Raw genomic sequence first — 19,213 nt, 5'->3', positions numbered from 1 at the left:
GCACCAGGCGATGACCACAGCACAGTACGGCGCCCTCACCGTCGAGCCCTTCGGGGACTCGGCGGTGATGGTGACCATCCCCCACCCCGACCAGGCCATCCGAAGGGCCGGGATCGTCGCCTTCCGCGACCGGTTCCTGGCCCACCGCCCCCATGGCGTACTCGACGTCGTCTCCGGTCTGGAGTCCCTGCTCATCGAGTTCGACCCGCTGCGGACCGCGTTCGAGCATGTGGAGTACGCGGCCCGTCTGGTGGCGCGGTGGGCGCCTTCGCCGTCGGAGGGTACGGGTACGGCCCGCCCGCGGGCGGTGCGCGCGTTCACCGTCCCCGTCGTCTTCGACGAGGAGACCGGCCCGGATCTGAGGTCCGTCGCCGAGGAGCTGGGTCTGGCCCCCGCCGAGGTCGTCGAGGCGATCGCGGAGTCCACGTTCACGATCTCCCTCCTCGGCGCGGCGATGGCCCCGATGATGGACGGGCTCAAGGTGCCCCGACCGGTGCGCCGGCGGGCCGAGCCGCGGACGGATGTCGCCCCCGGAGCGATCATGATCGCCGGGACCAACGCGATCATCCAGCCGTTCCCCGGTCCGACCGGATGGCGTGTCGTCGGGCGCACCCCGTACACCATCGTCGACATCTCCCGCCCGGACCCCGTCTCGTTCGGCACCGGCGACATCGTGCGCTTCGTCCCCGTCTCCCGGGACGAGGTCCGGGCGCGGAATGCCGGTTTCCTGCTGCCGGTGGAGGGGGCCGTATGACGACCGTGGCGCTGGACATCACGAGCACCGGATGGGTCACCACGTTCCAGGATCTAGGCCGCCGCGATACGGAACGGCGCGGTGTCCCCACCGGTGGCGCGGCCGACCAGCATTCGGCGGCCGTGGCGAATCTCCTGGCGGGCAACGCCCGGGGCGCGACACTGATCGAGAACTTCGGCGGCGAACTGGCCCTGGTCCCCGAAGCCGACGTCCTGCTGGCCGTGACCGGCGCACCCGCCCGGGTCACCGTCGGCGGCGCGCCCGTCGACACCTGGTCGCCGCTGGTGGTACCGGCCGGCCACGAGCTGCGGGTCCGCGGGGACATGAGCCGGGGGATCCGTACCTATCTGGCCGTGAACGGCACACTCGAGGCGAATACCCTGCTGGGGAGCGCGGCCCCGGACGCCAGGATGGGCTTCGGGCAGGTCATCGCCCGAGGCGAACGGGTGCTGCTGGAGACGGAGTTCCGGGGGTTCGGCCATCGGCTGTTCGCCTCGCCGTTGTTCCGGCTGCCCGTCCCCGTTCCGCGCTTCGACGACGGGCCCTGGGTCGTCGACATCGTCGCGAGCCACGGTGTCCGCACGATCCCCGGCATCCGTGAGCTGATCGCGGAGTCGGCGTACGTCGTCACCACGCGCTCCAACCATGTGGGGCTGCGGCTCGACGGACCGGTGCTGCACCCGGACTCCGACACCGAGATCGTGTCGCATGGAGTGCCCATCGGGGCGCTCCAGATCCCGCATGCCGACGAGCTGATCGTGCTCGGCCGCTACCGGAGCCTGACGGCGGGCTATCCGATCGTCGGTGTCGCCTCGCGGGCCTCGCTGCCCCTGCTCGGACAGGCCGGTCCGGGACGGGAGTTGCGGTTCCGCTGGACCGACCGCGAGGTCTCGCTGCGCCGGTTCGCGCGGCGCGAGGCGGAGGTGTGCGCGCTGGGGCAGGCGGCGGCCGAGGCGTTCGGCGCCCTCGGTTTCAGGGAACCCTTGTCCCGCAATAAACGAGAAGATATTCTCACTTGAAATCGAAGTCTCATTTGTGTGGTGGAGGAGGAACGGTGACGACGTTGTCCGGCAGGACCGCGCTCATCACAGGAGCGGGCAGTGGGATGGGCCTGGAGACCGCGCGGCTGCTCGCCCAGGACGGCGCCACCGTCGTGCTGCTCGGGCGCAGACAGGAGGCGCTCGACGCCGTCGCGGCCACCATCCGCGACGAGGGCGGCACGGCCCTCGCCCTCGCGGCCGATGTCACCAGTGCCGACGATGTGACACGGGTCCTCGACCGGGTCCACGCCGAACTCGGCCCCGTCGACGTCCTCGTCAACAACGCGGGCAGCTCCTCGACGGTGCTCAACCCGCAGTGGCTCCCTCACGACGAGTGGCGCCACGTCATCGAGGTGAACCTCACGGCCGTTTTCCAGCTCGCCCAGGCCGTGCTGCCCGACATGCTCGGCCGCGGCGGCGGGACGATCGTCACCGTCTCCTCGCTCGCCGCCGTCAACCCCAACCTGCTCGGCGGCGCCGCCTACGGCGCGGCCAAGGCCGGGGTCCGCAACTTCATGACCTTCCTGCACAACACCTTCCGCAACCAGGGGCTGCGCGCGATCACCGTGCTCCCCGGTGAAGCGGACACCCCCATCCTCGACAACCGCGCCCGGCCCCCGAAGCCGGAGGAACGCGCCAACATGGTGCAGCCCGAGGACGTGGCCGAGGCCATCCGCCTCGCCATCACCCTTCCCCAGCGCGTCGTCCTCCAGGAGATCGTCGTCGCCCCCACGCGACAGCGCGACACCTCCGCCGACCTAGAGATCAGCCGTTGGGCGGGCGCACCCGCCGACGCCGCACCGCAGGCCTGACCAACCCGCACCATCAGGAGGAGCGCATGCCGCCCACCATCACCACGCAGCCGCCCCGGTTCGCCACCGCGGAGGCCGTCGCCCGGATCGCGGCCGCCTCCCGCCGGACGCAGCAACCGCAGTCGCGGGGCGACCTCGTCTCCCTCGCCATGGGCGAACCCGACTTCGACACACCCCACTTGGTGACCGAGGCGGCCCACGCCTCGCTGCGCGCCGGACGCACCCACTACTCACCGCTGCTCGGCGAACCGGCACTGCGCGAGGCGCTCGCCGAGAAGCTCACCGGCCTGGCCGGGACAGCGGTCAGTGCCGCGGACATCCTGATCACACAGGGCGGGACCGCCGGCCTCGCCGCCGCGATCCTCGGCATCGTCAACCCCGGCGACAAGGTGGTCATCCCCGACCCCACCTACTCCCTCTACGCCGACCTGGTCAGCATGGCCGGAGGCACCGTCGTGCCCGTCCCGCTCGCGCCGGACCTGCACTGGGACCTCGACCGGCTCGCCGACGCCCTCACCGGCGCCCGGCTCTTCGTCTTCTGCAATCCCAGCAACCCGACCGGCATCGTGCACAGCCCCGAGGAACTCGAAGCGCTCGCCGATCTGCTCGACGCCACCTCGACCATCGTCATCTCCGACGAGGCGTACTCCGACCTCGACTACACCGGCCGCCCGTTCACCTCGGCGATCTCGCTCGACGGCCTGCGCGACCGCACCGTGTACTGCCAGACCTTCTCCAAGAGCTACGCCATGACCGGCTGGCGCGTCGGCTACCTGTGGGGCCCATCGGCGCTCATCCAGGCGTCGGCACGCATCCACAACACCTTCAACGGCTCGGTGAACACCTTCGTCCAGGACGCCGCGCTCGCCGCGGTGCGAAGCTGCGACGAGGACGTGGCCCGCATGCGCGAGGCGTACGAGCAGCGGCGCGACATCATGCGTACGGAACTCGCCGCGATCCCGGGCCTCACGCTCAGCTCGCCCGAGGGCGCGTTCTACCAATTCCCGCGCTACGACCTGGACTTGCCCTCGGTGGAGGTCGTCGCGGCCCTCCGTGCCCACGGCGTCGCCGTCCGGCCCGGAAGCGAGTTCGGCGCCCAGGGCGAGGGGCACCTCCGGCTGTCGTACGCTGCCAGCGCGCAGGCCATCACCGAGGGCGTACGCCGACTGGCCGAGGGTCTGTCGGCCCTGCGGTGAACGCCGTCCCCCACCCGACGAGGAGTCGACCCATGCGCAGTGACACCGAGCGCAACCGCAGGCACCTCATCAAGGCCGCCGCGCTGCTGTTCGAGAACTCGCCGACGCCGGTCAGCCTGGCCGAGATCGCCAAGCACGCCGAGGTGTCCACCGCGACGGCCTACCGGCACTTCTCCTCCGTCGAGGAGATCCTGCACGCGTTCCGGGCCCAAGTGGGCTCCGAGCTACGGGACTTCAGCAGCCGGCAGACCACGCGAGGCATGGTGAGGCTCGAAGCGGTGTCGCGGTACTGGGTCTCCCTCGTGCTGGAACACGGCGGTGCGATGGCACAGATGCGGTCGCACCGCGGCTATCTCGAACGGCTGCGTGAGGGCACCGGCTATCTCACCCCGCAGGCGGAGGCGCTCACCGAACCGCTGCGGCAGACCACCGAGGAACTCGGTCTAGGGGATCTCGGGGACGAGGCCCTGTATTTGTGGAACGCGCTGTTCGATCCGCGGGACATCCTCGACCTCATCAAGAGCGGACGTACCGAGGACGAGGCGGCCACCCGCCTCGTGGCCGCCCTGCGCGGCGGGCTGATCGGCTGGTCCGCCCCAAGCCCCTAATCTGGGCGCGGCAACCGCACGGCCCACGGATCCACACCCGGCTCGCCCACACCTGAACAGAGAGACACCACATGGACGTCAGTGCCCAGATCGAAGCCGTCTACGACACCCTCCGCCGCCGGAACCCCGGGGAAGCGGAGTTCCACCAGGCGGCGCACGAAGTCCTGCACGCCATAGGCCCCGTACTCAAGGCGCACCCGGAGTACGCGGACGCCCGGATCGTGGAGCGGCTGTGCGAACCGGAGCGACAGCTGATGTTCCGGGTCCCATGGGTGGACGACCAGGGCACGGTGCAGGTCAACCGCGGTTTCCGGGTGGAGTTCAACAGCGCCCTGGGACCGTACAAGGGCGGCCTGCGGTTCCACCCGAGCGTCAATCTGGGCATCGTGAAGTTCCTCGGCTTCGAGCAGATCTTCAAGAACGCGCTGACCGGATTGTCGATCGGCGGCGGCAAGGGCGGGTCGGACTTCGACCCCAAGGGCCGCTCGGAAGCGGAGGTGATGCGGTTCTGTCAGTCCTTCATGACCGAGCTGTACCGCCATCTGGGCGAGCACACCGATGTGCCCGCCGGGGACATCGGAGTGGGCGGCCGTGAGATCGGCTACCTCTTCGGCCAGTACAAGCGGATCACCAACCGCTACGAGGCCGGTGTGCTGACCGGCAAGCCCGTCGGCTGGGGCGGTTCACACGCCCGTACCGAGGCCACCGGCTACGGCACGGTCTACTTCGCCCAGGAGATGCTCGCCACCCGCGGTCAGGGCTTCGACGGACGCCGGGTCGTGGTCTCCGGGTCGGGAAACGTCGCCGTCTACGCCATCGAAAAGGTCCACGCCATGGGCGGCCTCGTGGTGGCCTGCTCCGACTCCTCCGGCTACCTGGTCGACGAGGACGGCATCGACCTGGCCCTGCTCAAGGAGATCAAGGAGGTGCGCCGCGCCCGGCTCTCCGCCTACGCCGAGGCGAAGCCGAGCGCGCGGTTCTCCGACCGGGGGTCGGTGTTCGACGTGCCGTGCGAGATCGCCCTGCCGTGCGCGACCCAGAACGAGCTGCACCAGCAGGACGCCACCGCACTGGTGAAGAACGGTGTGCTCGCCGTGGCCGAGGGCGCCAACATGCCGTGCACACCCGAGGCGGTCGAGGTGTTCCGCGATGCGCGGGTCCTCTTCGGCCCGGGCAAGGCGGCCAACGCGGGCGGGGTCGCCACCTCCGCGCTGGAGATGCAGCAGAACGCCTCCCGCGACCGCTGGACTTTCGAGCGCACCGAGGACCAGCTCGCCGGCATCATGCGGCAGGTCCACGCCCAGTGCCGCGCCTCCGCCGAGATCTACGGAGGTGACGCCGAGGACTACGTGCTCGGCGCCAACACCGCGGGCTTCCGCCACGTCGCGGACGCGATGCTGGCCCAGGGAGTCATCTGACCCACGGCGCACCCGACGTCGCACCCGAAGGCAACCTCGTGCACACGAAGGCAACCTCGCCAGGGCTTGCCTTCGTGTGCGCTCCAACTCCTACTGTCCACGGCCATGGAGACCACGGCGCACAACAGAACACTGGGCCGCAGCGGCATCGAGGTGAGCGCTCTCGGCTTCGGCTGCTGGGCCATCGGCGGTGAGTGGCAGTCAGCCGACGGGCAGCCCCTGGGCTGGGGCAAGGTCGACGACGAGGAGTCCGTACGGGCGATTCAGCGCGCACTCGACCTCGGCGTCACCTTCTTCGACACCGCCGACGCGTACGGCACCGGCCACAGCGAACGCCTGCTCGGCCGCGCCCTCGGCAAGCACCGCACCGACGTCGTCATCGCGACGAAATGGGGCAACCTCTTCGACGAGCGGACCCGCATCTGCGACGGGCAGGACGACTCCCCGGAACACCTACGCCGCGCCCTGACCGCCTCACTGCGGCGCCTGGACACGGACCACGTCGACCTGTACCAACTCCACATCTCCGACGCCGACCCCGAACGCGCCGCCCAACTTCGCGTCATCTGCGAGGAGTTGGTGCGCGAGGGCCTGATCCGCGCGTACGCGTGGAGCACCGATGACCCCGCCCGGGCCGCCGTCTTCGCCCAGGGCACGCACTGCGCGGCCGTCCAGCACCGCCTGAACATCCTCCAGGACGCGCCCGAACTCCTCGCCCTCTGCGCGGAGTCGGACCTCGCCAGCATCAACCGCAGCCCCCTCGCCATGGGGCTGCTCACCGGCAAACACACACCCGGGCGCGCCCTGGACAACGCGGACATCCGCAACGCGCCCCCCGCCTGGCTGCCGGGCTTCCTCGCGAACACGGGCGCGGACCCGGCCTGGCTCCAGCGCGTCGACGCCCTGCGGTCCATTCTCACCAGCGACGGCCGCACCCTCGCCCAGGGCGCCCTCGCCTGGATCTGGGCCCGTAGCCCGCGGACGATCCCGATCCCCGGCTTCCGTACGGTCGCCCAAGCCGAGGAAAACGCGGGCGCCATCGCGAAGGGGCCGCTCACCGCCGGGCAGATGGCCGACGTCGACCGGATCCTGGGGCGCTGAGCGCGGATCCCGGCCGGGCGGCGACAGAAGGTCCACGGAGCGACATAGGGCGCGTTCGACTTCTTCAGGCGAACCTCACCATCGTGCTCTTCTTGCTTCATCTCTTGACGTGTCTGGTTCAGACCTTTAATTTCACCCATCGCCCGTCTGCGAAAAGCCGTGCCTCTGCGATGGTGGACAAACCCGCTCCGCAGCTGTGTCGGCGTTGGCCGTCGGTGTCCAGATCCCCCACCCGTGACAGCGGCAACATCCGCACAGCGAGGAGCACACATGCAGGAGAGCAGAGACATCGGATCGCCCAGGACGGCATCCGTGGCCATACGGCTGCTGGTGCTGTTGGCCACGCTGCTGGGCCTGGCGGTCGCCCCCGTCCACGCGACGGCGCGCAGCGCGGCCGCGCCGTTCAAGGTCCTGGCCTTGTACAACGGAACGTGGGACGCCGCCCACATCAACTTCGTCCACGAAGCGAACGAGTGGTTCCCCCAGCAGGCGGCACAGAACGGCTTCACCTACACGGCGAGCAACAACTGGAACCTGCTCGCCGACGGCGGGGTCGACGACTACAAGGTGGTGCTGTTCCTCGACGACCTGCCGCAGACCTCCGCCCAACGTGCCGGCTTCGAGCGCTATATGCGCGCGGGTGGCGCCTGGATGGGGTTCCACGTGGCGGCCTTCACCACCGAGGCGCAGAGCTGGCCCTGGTATCACAATGAGTTCCTCGGCAGCGGCAACTTCAAGTCCAACACCTGGGGTCCGACCACGGCCACCCTGAAGGTCGAGGACCGGACACACCCGTCCACCAAGGCCCTGCCCGCCACCTTCACCTCGTCGGTCAGCGAGTGGTACAGCTGGTCGAACGACCTGCGGCAGAACCCGGACATCAAGATCCTGGCCTCCGTCGACCCGAGCAGCTTCCCGCTCGGCACCGACCCCAACCAGACCTGGTACAGCGGCTATTACCCGATCCTGTGGACGAACAACAAGTACAAGATGCTGTACGCGAACTTCGGCCACAACGCGATGGACTACGACACCAACACCCCCCTGTCGTCCACCTTCGCGAGCGAGACACAGAACCGCTTCCTCCTCGACGGCCTGAAGTGGCTCGGTGGCGCGAGCGGCTCCCAGTCACCGACCACCTCCACCCCCGAATCCGCCCGAACGCCCATGACGCAGAAGTAGCCCCCGCACCATCCAGAACCCGCGGGGACATCCCGGGAGCCCGACTCCCGCCCACCCCCGCCCAGGCCGCCCCGGAAATCCGGGGCGGCCACCTTCGTTTCCGGCCGACATGACGACATCTTAGCAACGCTAGACATGCTGCCGATACTAGAGCTATCGTCACTGTCATCACTAGCACCGCTAGAAATCGCTGCGGGTGCTGTCATCGAGGGGGAAGCAATCTGATGCTCATCAATGTCGCCAACGTGCTCGCCGGTCTGATCGGCGCAGGCATCATCTTCGTGGGCGCGCGCGCCTTTTGGGCACCGCGGGCCGCCGTCGACTTCGGCATACCCGGCACGCCGACCGAGGACCGGAACTTCCAGGCTTGGCTGACCGTCAAGGCCGTGCGCGACATCGCCTCGGGGGTCTTCCTCTTCATCCTGCTGGCCGGAGCGACATCCCACTTGTTGGGTTGGTTCATGCTGGCCGCCACCGGCATACCCGTCGGCGACGCGCTGATCGTGCGGCGCAGCAACGGGCCCAAGGCCGCCGTTTACGGCATCCACGGGGGCACAGCCGTGGTGATGCTGGCGATCAGCGTGCTCCTGCTCGTCGCGTAACCGCATGCGGCGGCACCACGGGAACCGGCGGCGGATTCCGCGTCACCTGATACACCAGTGATGATCACTCGGGTAGAGTCCCAGCGCACCCAGCGCACCTGCGGACCCCGCCGGGCCCCTACGACCTGCAGTGACGCATTGACAAACGGCACACGATCAGCCCTCATGTGCAGGAGGCCGTCATGTCCCCCCAATCCGTCCTCGCCGCCCTGACAACCGGGTTGCGAAGTGGTGCGATCGAAGTCGTCGACCTCACCTCGCCCCTGTCGTCCTCCACGCCGGTGATCCAGCTGCCCGCCGAGTTCGGCCAGACCGCGGTGTTCGAACTGGAGGAGATCAGCAGGTACGACGACCGGGGACCGGCCTGGTACTGGAACAACTTCCACAGTGGTGAGCACACGGGCACGCACTTCGACGCGCCGAACCACTGGGTCACCGGGAAGGACCTCACCGACGTGGCGTCGGTTCCGGCAGGGCGGCTGATCGCACCGGCGGCCGTGCTGGACTTCTCCGCCGAGGCGGAGGCGGACCCCGACTTCCTCGTCGAAGTGGACCATGTGAAGGCATGGGAGGCCGAGAACGAGCCGCTGCCCGAGGGCGGCTGGCTGCTGCTGCGTACCGGCTGGGACGCCCGTTCGCACGCACAGGAGCCGTTCCTCAACGCCGACGCGAGCGGTCCGCACACCCCTGGCCTGGCACCGGAATGCGCTCGGTGGGTGGCGGAGGAGTCGCCGGTGATCGGCCTCGGTGTCGAAACGGTGGGCACCGACGCCGGACAGGCGCCTTCGTTCGACCCGGCCTTCCCCTGTCATTCCTATCTCATGGGCAGTGACAAGTACGGGCTGACGCAGTTGCGGAATCTCTCGGCGCTGCCACCGACCGGCGCCGTCATCATCGCGGGGCCGTTGCCCATCGTCACCGGATCCGGGGCTCCCGCGCGGGTGCTCGCGCTGGTGGAGCGCTCATGAAGGTCGCGGAAGCCGTCGGCCGGGCGTTGTCCGCGGCAGGTGTCGACCATGTATTCGGGGTGGTCGGCTCGGGCAACTTCCATCTGACCAATGCCATGGTGGCGGCGGGTTCCCGGTTCGTCGCCGCACGCCATGAGGGCGGCGCGGCCACGATGGCGGATGCCTACGCGCGGATGAGCGGCACGGTGGCCGCGCTGACCGTGCATCAGGGGTGCGGACTGACGAACGCCATCACCGGTATCGGCGAGGCGGCCAAGAGCCGTACGCCGCTCCTCGTGCTGGCGGCCGAGGCGACCGAGCCGAGGTCCAACTTCTCCGTCGACCAAGAGGCGCTGGCGCATGCGGTGGGCGCGGTCACGGCGCGTGTGACGTCGGCGGAGGACGCGGTCGAGCAGGCATGCACCGCGGTGCGACGCGCCCTGCACGAACGGCGCACCGTGCTGCTCAACCTCCCGTTGGACGTGCAGGCCCTGGCCGCGCCCGACGACGCACCGGCCCTGGCCGCGCCGCCGCCGGAACGGACCGGGGTCGAGCCGGTACCGGCCGACGTGGCGGCGCTGGCGCAGGTGCTCGAGCGGTCGCGACGTCCGGTCTTCGTGGCCGGCCGGGGATCGCGCGCGCCCGGCGCCCGAGATGCCCTCACGGCGCTCGCCGAGCGCCACGGTGCGCTGCTGGCCACGTCGGCCGTCGCCCGCGGACTGTTCCACGACGACCCGTGGTCGCTCGACGTGTCCGGCGGCTTCTCGTCCCCCCTGACGGCAGAGCTGATCCAGGGGGCGGATCTGATCGTGGGCTGGGGCTGCGCGCTGAATATGTGGACGATGCGGCACGGTCGGCTGATCGGTCCGGACACGACCGTCGTCCAGGTCGACGACGACGCCTCGGCGCTCGGTGTGCACCGGGAGGTGCACCTCGGCGTCACCGGCGATGTGGAACTCACGGCGCGGCAGGTGCTCGATACGCCCGGACGGCAACGGGAGGGTTACCGGAGCGCCGACATCGGGGCAGCCATCGCCGGGCGGGTGCGGTGGCGGGATGTGCCGTACGAGGACGAGAGCAGCCGTGAACGGATCGACCCGAGGACGCTGAGCATCGCGCTCGACGACATCCTCCCCGCCGAGCGGGTGATGGGCGTGGACTCCGGAAACTTCATGGGCTACCCGACCATGTATCTGTCCGTTCCGGACCACAACGGCCTGTGCTTCACCCAGGCGTTCCAGTCGATCGGCCTGGGCCTTGCGACGGCCATCGGCGCGGCGCTGGCGCGGCCGGACCGGCTGCCCGTGGCCGCGCTCGGCGACGGCGGCGCGCTGATGAGCGCCGCCGAACTCGACACCGTACGCCGTCTCGGGCTGCCGATGGTGGTCGCCGTCTACAACGACGACGCCTACGGAGCGGAGGTGCACCACTTCAAGCCCGGCGGATATCCGCTCGACACGGTCGAGTTCCCGCCGACGGACATCGCCGCCGTGGCGCGAGGGTACGGCTTCGAGGCGGTGACCGTACGCACGCCCGCGGACCTCAAGGCCGTCGAGGACTGGGTCGCCGGACCACGGTCCGCGCCACTCCTCATCGATGCCAAGGTGGTCGGCGACCATGGGGCCTGGTGGCTGGAGGAGGCGTTCCGCGGTCACTGAGCCATCGGGGCCCGCGACTTCCCGCCCCCATGACTTCTGTCTAGAACGGCATGCGGCCTCGGGCCCGCCGACCGGCGGAGCCGCTGCGGCCGACCGCCTTGGAGCTGCTGCGGAAGGGCTTGCTGAGGATCCGCCCCAGGATGCCGGGAGCCTTGCCACCGGCGCGTGATCCGGCGCCCAGGGTGCGCTGGGTGCCCCGTTCGGGGTGCCGGGACAGGCGCGGGACCAGGAAGGCCAGCACGGCCAGTAGGACGCAGATGCCGACAATGCCGAAAATCATGGCGAAGTACTCCTCATACGAAGTGGGCCTGCCGAGTACCCCGCCTGCCCGACCGCATGCGCCACCGCTCGGACGGCAGCGCCCGATGCGCTTTCGGTGTCGGCGCCGACTGTCGGCGCCGACACCGAGGGTCTACGACACGACAGCGCCACCGGCGTGTTGCTCGTTGCTCTCCAGCTCCTCCGGCGGGTGGCTGAGCTGCTCGCGCAAGTAGTTCCAGACCACCGCGATCAGCGCGGCGACCGGTACGGCGAGCAGACTGCCCACGATCCCGGCCAGGCTGCTGCCCAACGTCACCGCCAGCAGGATGACTGCCGCGTGCAGCCCGAGCCCGCGGCTTTGGATCATGGGCTGGAACACATTGCCTTCCAACTGCTGCACCACGACGATGATCGCGAGGGTGATCAGTGCGTCCGTCGAGCCGTTGGACACCAACGCGATGAGCACCGCGACCGCACCCGCGAACAAGGCCCCCACAATGGGCACGAACGCACAGATGAAGGTCAGGACCGCCAGCGGCAGCACCAGCGGCACTCCCAAGGCCCACAGACCGAGTCCGATGAGGACGGCGTCGAGCAGGCCGACCAACGCCTGGGAACGCACGAAGGCGCCCAGAGTGTCCCAACCGCGCGCGGCCACCACGGGGATGTCGGTGGCGAGCCGACCGGGCAGTTGGCGGGCGAGCCACGGCAGGAACCGCGGACCGTCCTTGAGGAAGAAGAACATCAAGAAGAGCGCGAGGACGGCGGTGACCACACCATCGATCACCGTGCTCACCCCCGTGACGATAGTGGTGACCAAGCTGCCGGCACTGCTCTGCAGCCGGTCGGCCGCGGTGTCGGTGGCCTTGGTGATCTGGTCATCGCTGATGTTCAACGGTGGCCCGGCGGCCCATTCACGCACCTGTTGGATGCCTTCGGTCACACGGTCGGTCAGTTCGCCGGACTGGGACGCCACCGGTACCGCGATCAGCGCCACGATGCCCGTGACGACCAGGAGGAACAGCACGGTCACGACCGAGGCGGCCAGCGCGGGCGGCCACCCGAGCCCACGCAGAAAGCGGGCCACGGGCCAGGTCAGCGTCGTAAGGAGCAGTCCGACGACGAGTGGCCAGACCACCGACCACATCTGGCCCAGGCCCCACAGGACCACCGTGGTCATGACGAGGACCAGAAGCAACTCAAGGGAGATACGCGCCGATTGGCGGAGCGCGACGCGGGTTTTCGTTGAACTCAACGTGGGAGGCATGAGGTCACCCGTACCCCATGGCTATTGCCGCTGTCCAGGCGCACCCTCGCCGGGAAGCCACGCCGCCGCTGTCCGCGGGGACTGACGGCCGGTGATCTTCTCCGGGTCTCGGAGGCGGTGAGCGTTTTGCGCGCCTGCCCATGGCCGGAGTTGACGTCGAGCCAGGTGACCACGGACTCGCGGACACGGGTCTCGATGGTGCTGTAGGAGGTGTCCAACTCGACCGTGCCACAAGCGACTTGGGCGATGCGCAAGGTGCCGTGGGCGGTGGTGGCGGTGTCCGGTCCCGCCCCGCCTGCCCGATCGACCGGATATCACCTGGGCAACAGGTCAATCGGGCCTCCGTGGCCTCTCAGCCGACGTGGCGGACCCGAAAGCGATCGAGGTCCGCCGGATCCCGGTCAACGACCTGGACGGGCGCCCAAGTCCATTGCCACACGCTGATGCCCGGCGTACGGGAGAACTGGATCCGCCCGCGGGTGCCCTCGACTGCGACCCGCGGCCAGGCTTCGGCAGTGCGCGCCCGGTCCACGCCGTGAGTGCGCAGCACATCGGCGAGTACGGCAACCGTGTCGTAGCCCTCGAAGGCGACGAAGGAGGGCGCTTCGGCCAACCGCTCGCGGAGGGCCGCCTCGACTCGTGCACCGAGTGGGCTGAGGCTCTCGGGCAGGTAGCGCAAGAACGGGATCGCGGCGCTGTCGTCGCCCAGCAACGTCACCCATTCGGCGAACTCCGGTTGCCCGGCCGGAGCACCCATCATCACGTTGGCGAGGCGCCGGTCGCCGCGGACAGCCTTGACGATCGACACTGCCGGCTCCGGGTGGCCGACCAGGAGAAGGAGGGCCGTCGCGCGATGGTCGACGAGTTCGTCGCACACCGCCATCGGGGTGAGCGTGCGCATGTCGAGTTCGATGACGGTGCCGCCGCGTGGCGCGAGGTAGTCCCGCAGAATGCGGGTCCCGGATGCCCAGTAGACACTCGGCTGGGCCGCTACGGCGATGCGGCTGTGGCCCGCGCCGAGGAGGAAGTCCGCGTAGATCTGCCAGCCGTGGGACTGTGCCGGGGCGAGGCGCGCGACCCATTCCGTCGGCTGGTCGGTGAGCGCGTCGAGAACCGCTGACGAGCAGAGGAACGGCAGGCCGAGGGCGTCGGCCCTGGCGGCAGCGGCGCGAGCGACGACGCTGTGATACTCCCCCGCCACGGCGGCCACGCCCAGGCGAGCCAATTCGTCGACGGCCGCCGCGGCCCTCTGTGGATCAGCCGCGGTGTCCCGGACCACCAGCTCAAGTGGTCTTCCGGCGATCCCGCCGCCGTCATTGACTTCGCGGACGGCCAACTCGAGCCCAGCGAGCAAGTGTTGGCCTGCCTCGACCCAGCCAGGCCGAGTCAGCGGAACGAGAGCGCCTATCTGGACGGCTGACCCGCCAGTCGGCTCCGCTCCAGCCGGCGATGGTGGTGATGGTGGCGTATTCATGTGTTGGCGTCTCCCGAGCGACGATGCGGTTGCGGTTGTGGTTGCGGTTGCGGTTGCCACGATCGCAGAGCGATCGTCAGTGGCGCCGAGAGTGGCCCGAGAGAGGAGGCTCCACGCCTGAGCGATGAGTTCGAGTGGCCGATCGAGTCTGCCCTGACATGACCCGAATCATCGCTGACATCTCGGTCTCTCTCGACGGCTTCGTCACCGGGCCCGACCCCGGCCCGGACAACGGTCTGGGCACCGGCGGCGATGCCCTGCACACCTGGGCGTTCTCCGAGGACCCCGACGACCGCCGGATCCTGCGCGAGGCCACCGCCCGCTCGGGCGCCGTCGTCCTCGGCCGCCGGCTCTTCGACATCGTCGACGGGCCGAACGGCTGGGACGACACGACCGGCTACGGCGCCCGCGAGGTCGGCAAGCCCGCGTTCATCGTCGTGACGAGCTCACCGCCGGAGTCGGTACGCCTCACCGACCTCGACTGGACGTTCGTCACCACCGGCCTGCCCGACGCCGTCACCGCCGCGCGCGAACGCGCCGAGGCGGCGTCGTCCGACAGCGGCAAGGACCTCGACGCCTTCCTCATGGGCGGCGGCGCCACGGTCGGCTCGGCGCTCGCCGCCGGTCTGGTCGACGAGCTGACGCTGCACCTCGCGCCCGTCGTACTGGGCACCGGAACGCCACTGTTCACCGGCGGAGCGCCACGCACCCTGGTGCAGCGGAGCGTGACCTCGACATCGACGGTGACGCACCTGACCTACGACGTCCTCTGACGACGTCGTAGTGGAACACAGCGGGCAGAGACGATCCCGTCGCCGAACTGACCGACGGCATTCTCGCCAACCGCACTGTGTGCTGGGGGCGCTGGCGTCGGCTTTGTTCCGTGGACTACGTTGTTGGCATGAATCCCGGGACGGCATCGCGCCACGCACGGATTGGTGACCCGGTGCTCTCCTGAGCGCCGTACGGGCCGGTGCGGGCCCGCTCTTCGATCGAGGATCTTGCGCTGCCGCGCGGGCTCCGCCTCCGTCGTGTTGATCACAGCTTCGGCACATCAACCACGACAGGAGCATTCATGCCCACCAAGACACTGCGGATTCCCACCGCGGACGGCCAGGCCGACGCTTTCGCCGCCTTCCCCGACCGGGGCGGGCGGCACCCGGGGGTGCTGATGTGCTCGGACGCCTTCGGAGTGCGGCCCGTGTTGCAGGAGATGGCCCGCGAACTGGCCGGACACGGCTACTACGTGCTCGTCCCCAACTTCTACTACCGGCACGGCCCGGCACCGGTGATCGAACTTCCCGAGCACATCGGAGAGGAGACCCGGCCCGCGGTCATCGGCCGGCTGATGCCCCTGCTCGAGGCACACATCACCACCGAACGTGTCCTGCGCGACGCCGACGCCTACCTCACGTTCCTCACCACCCAGCCGGAGGTCAGCGCCGGACCGGTCGCCGTGACCGGCTACTGCATCGGCACCCTCTTGGCGCTGCGCACCGCGGCGGCCCACCCCGGCCAGGTGGCCGCCGTCGCCGGATTCCATCCCGGTTTCGTGGTCACCGACGCGCCCGACAGCCCACACCGCCTCGTGCCCGAGCTCACCGCCGAAGTCCATCTCGGCCTCGCCGAAGGCGACTTGTCGCCCGAGGTCATCAGTGAGCTCTACCAGGCCCTGGATGCCGCGGGTGTCGGCCACACCTGCGAGATCTACCCCGACACCATCCACGGCTTCACCATGTCCGACACCGATGCCTTTAACGCCGCCGGGCTGAAGCGCCACTGGGACCGCCTGCTCTCACTCCTGGACCGCACCCTGGCCACCGGCTGAGGCTCCGGCAGGCAGGTGTCAGTCGGCCTGGGCGAGTTGGTTCAGGGGGTGGGAGCCGTCCAGAAGAGCGCGCGGAGCCGTGACGACGGGCAGCCGCTCCACGGTCGCGCGGTCCAGCAGGCCGACCTGGGCGAGCACAGCGGCTTGATCCCAGTAGACGTGCTCGTACGCGACCGCGGTGCCCTCGAATCCCACGATGGCGATCACCGGGGTGTCGACCTTCCTCCCCGTCGCGGCCACGCCGGGGAGGATCCAGGGGACCTCGATGTCGTGTGTGAACGAGAGCAGCAACTCGTCCACGACGGTCATATCGCCGACCGTCCGGCTGACCGACTCGATGTTCAGGTCGGCCGCGTTGCGTCCCACGAACCACGTTCGGTAGAAGGCGCGGACACCCTCGCGGCCCGTACCGCCCATACCCGTGGGCACATGCAGAACGGCGGGGTTGTCACTCATGGTCCGCATCGTGGCGTCCACGTCCCGAGTCACGAACTCGGCACGGGTGTGGGCCTGCCACTGACGCACCATCGCTTCCGTATCCGCCACACGACCCCCAATGTCCGATTTGGGGCAGAATAGCATCATCTCCGGGGCGCTCACCCATGGCTGCGGCCAGCCGCCGTCACCTCGTCCAAGCCCATCCCGAGTTTACTCAACGCCCCCTCGACGCCGGTGATCAAATGGAGTCGCGCCGTCTCGGTGGTCGGCAGAACGCACGTGGTGGATGACTCCCTGTTGTGAAAATGCGGGGACACGGGCCGGACAGCTCTGCCAGCCTGCAGAGATGATGATGAAGGAGGTCTCGTGAGCGACGGCGAGAAGTCCCGCCTCGGCGAGTTCAGCGCCCGGCTGGAGAGCGACGACATCGACGTCGTCCGCGGTGCCCTGGACGATTACCAGTCGGCGCAGGCGGACACCCGGTGGGGTGTGGACAACCCCTACTGGCCGCTGGCCAACGAGGTGCGCTTCGCCGCCCGGGACCTTCTCAGGCAACCTCCGTCCGGCCGCAGCCACACGAGCGCTCTCACCGTGCTGTGGCATCTCGCCGAGGAGGAGGACGCGGACGTGATCGCCGACGCCCTCGAAGGCGCCCCGGACGCCGAGGTGCGGGAGATGGCGCTTCTCGCGGCCGGCACCGCCCTCGCGGAGGGTGAGGAGCCAAACCGGCGGCTGCTGGCGCTGATCACCGCCATGGTGCTGGACGAGGGCCTCGCTGTGCGGGATCGCAGGGACGCCATGCGGGCCCTGGACGATGTGGATCTCCCGGAAGTCGAGGACCTCATCGTCCGTCTCACCGAGTCGTCCGAACTGGAACTCCAGGTGTACGCGGCGGGTTGTCTCGCGACGCCCCTGCGGCTCCGCGTCCACCGCGACCGCGTCACGCGGCTCGCGAAGTCCTGGCCGAAGGAGGCGGGTTGGGAGGCCGAGCACATTCGTCGCCAGGCGCTCGAAGGCTTCCACAGCACCTACTGGAAGGACACCGAGCTTGCCGATCCGGTGCTCCGGAAGGCTCATGACGAGCTGATGTTCCCGCTCAGCGACGAGGGATGCCTACAGGCGTTCGCCACCCTGCTCCGCAGCGAGGACCCGGTCGCCGTGGGCATCGCGCTCGACCATTACGAGTCCTCGGAAGGGCTGCGCCATGTCCTGGAGGACGAGGAACCTGTCGAGACCTACCTGCCCGAGGTGCTGGCCCGCGCTCGTGACGTGCTCCGGCGGCCGATGTCTCCCGCCGAGGTGAGCGCCCTGAACATGATCGGGGCGCGGCACACCGAGCCCGGCGACGCCGAGCTCCTGCTGGACGTTCTCCTGCGCACCGACTCGGACGCGGTGCGCAAGGAGGCTGTCTGGATGGCTTACGGCGTGCTCGACGAGGCCGAGGTGAAGGACGAGAGGCTCGTCGCCGCCCTGGGCGACCTGGTCTTCGACCCGTCCGTCGGCTTCTACGGCACGAAGGAGACGGCGATCCGCGTCCTGGCCGACAGCCTCGGCGCGGACGCGGACGGCATTCTCCTCCGGGCGAGCCGCGAGGGCGAGCCGAAGGTGCAGGCCCACGCCGCGTATTACCTGGTCAGGACGGGAGGCGTGGATCGGCACCGCGCCATCATGGAGGAGGTCGCCGAGAGCTGGGGCGACCGGCCTCCGCACCGCCCCTGGGGCCAGGACCCCGTTGAGCTGATCTTCGGCAAACCGCACAGCGTCCACTGGGAAGGACACCGGCTGGCGGATCCGGGGCTGTATCGCGCCCACAAGAGGCTGCGGGCTCCCACGGTGGACGAGTCGTATCACCGGGCGCTTCGCACGTTGCTCGAAAGCGACGACCAGGCGGCCGTGGGCATCGCCCTCGACCACTGGTGGAGTCCCGACGGCGCCGTGAAGCGGGGCGGCGAGGAAGCGCGTGAACCAGAGAGGGCACTCGTCCTCGATCGCATCCGGGAGGTGCTGCGGCAGCCTCCCTCACCGGCCGGGCTCAGCCGCATGTACGGGCCCGAGGCCAAGCACCTCACCGCACTGTCGGCGCTGGACGTCGTGGCAGCGGAAGAGCCTTCCCTGCTGGCCGAGGTCGTGGCAGCCGCCGCGAGCGATCACGTGCGCGAACGGGTTCTCCATGTGGTGGAAGCGGTGCTCAAGGACGCGGAGGACACTGACCTACGGATCGTCGAGGCGCTGGGGAAGGTCGCCTGCGACGCGAACGTGCCGTTGAACGACCGCGTCAGGGCACTGGAACTGCTCGACGAGTCTCCGGGGACCAACTCCGTGGAGGCGCTCGTTCGGGCGACACGCTGCCCCGAGATAGAGGTTCAAGCGGCCGCGGCGTGGGGGCTGATGTGGGAAGGGGTCATCGAGGACCATCGCCCTCTGCTCGAGGAGCTGAGCGCGAGCTGGCCCGTGGAGGACGCCCCGTGGGAGGTCACGCGGGTGCGGGAGTCGCTCAACGCCGCTGAGGAGTGAGCCGGGCCGCGCGGCCGCCACCGGCGTGGTCGCGATCTCAGCGGCAATTCGGTCGAAATGAGGGCCGGGACGCCGGTCGGCCGGAGAGCGAACGGCGGGCGTCCCGGCCGGTG

18 protein-coding genes and 1 pseudogene are annotated in these 19,213 nt (G+C 69.6%); 14 read left to right on the top strand and 5 right to left on the bottom strand.

The features are described from left to right. Positions 1-10: 10 nt before the first annotated feature. From J5X86_RS14160 to J5X86_RS14110, 11 genes and pseudogenes are all read left to right on the top strand, one after another. A complete protein-coding gene (locus tag J5X86_RS14160) occupies positions 11-754 on the top strand; it encodes an allophanate hydrolase subunit 1 (RefSeq protein ID WP_208517121.1) in 744 nt (247 codons plus the stop codon). After that, positions 751-1,773, top strand: a complete 1,023-nt coding sequence (locus J5X86_RS14155) for a biotin-dependent carboxyltransferase family protein (protein WP_208517120.1) — start codon at positions 751-753, stop codon at positions 1,771-1,773. Before J5X86_RS14160 ends, J5X86_RS14155 begins: the two co-directional genes overlap by 4 nt. Positions 1,774-1,808: 35 nt before the next feature. Then, positions 1,809-2,606 carry an SDR family oxidoreductase gene (locus J5X86_RS14150; RefSeq protein ID WP_208517119.1) on the top strand — a complete coding sequence of 266 codons (798 nt, stop codon included), beginning with the start codon at positions 1,809-1,811 and terminating at the stop codon, positions 2,604-2,606. 26 nt (positions 2,607-2,632) lie between these two features. After that, positions 2,633-3,802, top strand: a complete 1,170-nt coding sequence (locus J5X86_RS14145) for a pyridoxal phosphate-dependent aminotransferase (RefSeq protein ID WP_208517118.1) — start codon at positions 2,633-2,635, stop codon at positions 3,800-3,802. Positions 3,803-3,834: 32 nt separating this feature from the next. Further along, positions 3,835-4,410, top strand: a complete 576-nt coding sequence (locus tag J5X86_RS14140; RefSeq protein WP_208517117.1) for a TetR/AcrR family transcriptional regulator — start codon at positions 3,835-3,837, stop codon at positions 4,408-4,410. 71 nt (positions 4,411-4,481) lie between these two features. Beyond that, positions 4,482-5,828 (top strand): NADP-specific glutamate dehydrogenase, encoded by a 1,347-nt coding sequence (gdhA, locus tag J5X86_RS14135; RefSeq protein ID WP_208517116.1) that lies wholly within the window; start codon positions 4,482-4,484, stop codon positions 5,826-5,828. Between the two features lie 105 nt (positions 5,829-5,933). Next, complete coding sequence (locus J5X86_RS14130; RefSeq protein WP_208517115.1) at positions 5,934-6,929, top strand: aldo/keto reductase; 996 nt, start codon at positions 5,934-5,936, stop codon at positions 6,927-6,929. A 270-nt stretch (positions 6,930-7,199) separates the two neighbouring features. Then, positions 7,200-8,084: pseudogene (locus tag J5X86_RS14125) on the top strand (ThuA domain-containing protein); the annotation flags it as partial. A 251-nt stretch (positions 8,085-8,335) separates the two neighbouring features. Next, the gene (locus J5X86_RS14120) at positions 8,336-8,713 is read left to right on the top strand and encodes a DUF4267 domain-containing protein (RefSeq protein ID WP_208517113.1); all 378 of its coding nucleotides are present in this window, start codon (positions 8,336-8,338) and stop codon (positions 8,711-8,713) included. Between the two features lie 182 nt (positions 8,714-8,895). Further along, a complete protein-coding gene (locus J5X86_RS14115) occupies positions 8,896-9,681 on the top strand; it encodes a cyclase family protein (RefSeq protein ID WP_208517112.1) in 786 nt (261 codons plus the stop codon). Next, positions 9,678-11,318, top strand: coding sequence for a thiamine pyrophosphate-binding protein (locus tag J5X86_RS14110; RefSeq protein ID WP_208517111.1), 1,641 nt, complete (start codon positions 9,678-9,680; stop codon positions 11,316-11,318). The genes J5X86_RS14115 and J5X86_RS14110 overlap by 4 nt, the downstream gene beginning before the upstream one ends. A 40-nt stretch (positions 11,319-11,358) precedes the next feature. Here the strand turns inward: J5X86_RS14110 and J5X86_RS14105 are convergent, their stop codons facing one another. The 4 genes from J5X86_RS14105 to J5X86_RS14090 all read right to left on the bottom strand — a co-directional run bounded on the left by J5X86_RS14105 (position 11,359) and on the right by J5X86_RS14090 (position 14,320). Beyond that, on the bottom strand, positions 11,359-11,598 hold the full coding sequence (locus tag J5X86_RS14105; RefSeq protein ID WP_014059174.1) for a DUF6411 family protein: 240 nt from the start codon (positions 11,596-11,598) through the stop codon (positions 11,359-11,361). Between the two features lie 132 nt (positions 11,599-11,730). After that, positions 11,731-12,846: an AI-2E family transporter gene (locus tag J5X86_RS14100; RefSeq protein WP_208517110.1), complete on the bottom strand. Its 1,116-nt coding sequence runs from the start codon at positions 12,844-12,846 to the stop codon at positions 11,731-11,733. Beyond that, positions 12,831-13,100 carry a hypothetical protein gene (locus tag J5X86_RS14095; RefSeq protein ID WP_208517531.1) on the bottom strand — a complete coding sequence of 90 codons (270 nt, stop codon included), beginning with the start codon at positions 13,098-13,100 and terminating at the stop codon, positions 12,831-12,833. The genes J5X86_RS14100 and J5X86_RS14095 overlap by 16 nt, the downstream gene beginning before the upstream one ends. Before the next feature lie 98 nt (positions 13,101-13,198). Next, positions 13,199-14,320, bottom strand: a complete 1,122-nt coding sequence (locus J5X86_RS14090) for an ABC transporter substrate-binding protein (protein ID WP_208517505.1) — start codon at positions 14,318-14,320, stop codon at positions 13,199-13,201. 158 nt (positions 14,321-14,478) lie between these two features. Here J5X86_RS14090 and J5X86_RS14085 point away from each other — a divergent pair, with 158 nt between their 5' ends. Further along, entirely contained in the window at positions 14,479-15,093 is a 615-nt protein-coding gene (locus tag J5X86_RS14085) for a dihydrofolate reductase family protein (protein WP_208517109.1), read from the top strand. A gap of 302 nt (positions 15,094-15,395) precedes the next feature. After that, positions 15,396-16,148: a dienelactone hydrolase family protein gene (locus J5X86_RS14080; protein ID WP_208517108.1), complete on the top strand. Its 753-nt coding sequence runs from the start codon at positions 15,396-15,398 to the stop codon at positions 16,146-16,148. Positions 16,149-16,166: 18 nt separating this feature from the next. Here the strand turns inward: J5X86_RS14080 and J5X86_RS14075 are convergent, their stop codons facing one another. Continuing rightward, on the bottom strand, positions 16,167-16,676 hold the full coding sequence (locus tag J5X86_RS14075; protein WP_208517504.1) for a nuclear transport factor 2 family protein: 510 nt from the start codon (positions 16,674-16,676) through the stop codon (positions 16,167-16,169). A 276-nt stretch (positions 16,677-16,952) separates the two neighbouring features. On the opposite strand from J5X86_RS14075, the gene J5X86_RS14070 reads away from it, so the two are divergent. Further along, positions 16,953-19,100: a hypothetical protein gene (locus tag J5X86_RS14070; RefSeq protein ID WP_208517107.1), complete on the top strand. Its 2,148-nt coding sequence runs from the start codon at positions 16,953-16,955 to the stop codon at positions 19,098-19,100. Positions 19,101-19,213 lie beyond the last annotated feature (113 nt).

The organism is Streptomyces sp. NEAU-YJ-81, assembly GCF_017592595.1.
Lineage (GTDB): Bacteria > Actinomycetota > Actinomycetes > Streptomycetales > Streptomycetaceae > Streptomyces > Streptomyces hygroscopicus_B.
The sequence above is the reverse complement of the archived record's forward strand: the minus strand, read 5'-3'. Positions and strand labels throughout refer to the sequence as shown.

Coding starts and splice junctions, on each gene's coding strand:
- J5X86_RS14160 (WP_208517121.1), top strand. CDS start 11: ATGACCACAGCACAGTACGGCGCCCTCACCGTCGAGCCCTTCGGGGAC.
- J5X86_RS14155 (WP_208517120.1), top strand. CDS start 751: ATGACGACCGTGGCGCTGGACATCACGAGCACCGGATGGGTCACCACG.
- J5X86_RS14145 (WP_208517118.1), top strand. CDS start 2,633: ATGCCGCCCACCATCACCACGCAGCCGCCCCGGTTCGCCACCGCGGAG.
- J5X86_RS14140 (WP_208517117.1), top strand. CDS start 3,835: ATGCGCAGTGACACCGAGCGCAACCGCAGGCACCTCATCAAGGCCGCC.
- gdhA (WP_208517116.1), top strand. CDS start 4,482: ATGGACGTCAGTGCCCAGATCGAAGCCGTCTACGACACCCTCCGCCGC.
- J5X86_RS14130 (WP_208517115.1), top strand. CDS start 5,934: ATGGAGACCACGGCGCACAACAGAACACTGGGCCGCAGCGGCATCGAG.
- J5X86_RS14120 (WP_208517113.1), top strand. CDS start 8,336: ATGCTCATCAATGTCGCCAACGTGCTCGCCGGTCTGATCGGCGCAGGC.
- J5X86_RS14115 (WP_208517112.1), top strand. CDS start 8,896: ATGTCCCCCCAATCCGTCCTCGCCGCCCTGACAACCGGGTTGCGAAGT.
- J5X86_RS14110 (WP_208517111.1), top strand. CDS start 9,678: ATGAAGGTCGCGGAAGCCGTCGGCCGGGCGTTGTCCGCGGCAGGTGTC.
- J5X86_RS14105 (WP_014059174.1), bottom strand. CDS start 11,598: ATGATTTTCGGCATTGTCGGCATCTGCGTCCTACTGGCCGTGCTGGCC.
- J5X86_RS14100 (WP_208517110.1), bottom strand. CDS start 12,846: ATGCCTCCCACGTTGAGTTCAACGAAAACCCGCGTCGCGCTCCGCCAA.
- J5X86_RS14090 (WP_208517505.1), bottom strand. CDS start 14,320: ATGAATACGCCACCATCACCACCATCGCCGGCTGGAGCGGAGCCGACT.
- J5X86_RS14085 (WP_208517109.1), top strand. CDS start 14,479: ATGACCCGAATCATCGCTGACATCTCGGTCTCTCTCGACGGCTTCGTC.
- J5X86_RS14080 (WP_208517108.1), top strand. CDS start 15,396: ATGCCCACCAAGACACTGCGGATTCCCACCGCGGACGGCCAGGCCGAC.
- J5X86_RS14075 (WP_208517504.1), bottom strand. CDS start 16,676: ATGGTGCGTCAGTGGCAGGCCCACACCCGTGCCGAGTTCGTGACTCGG.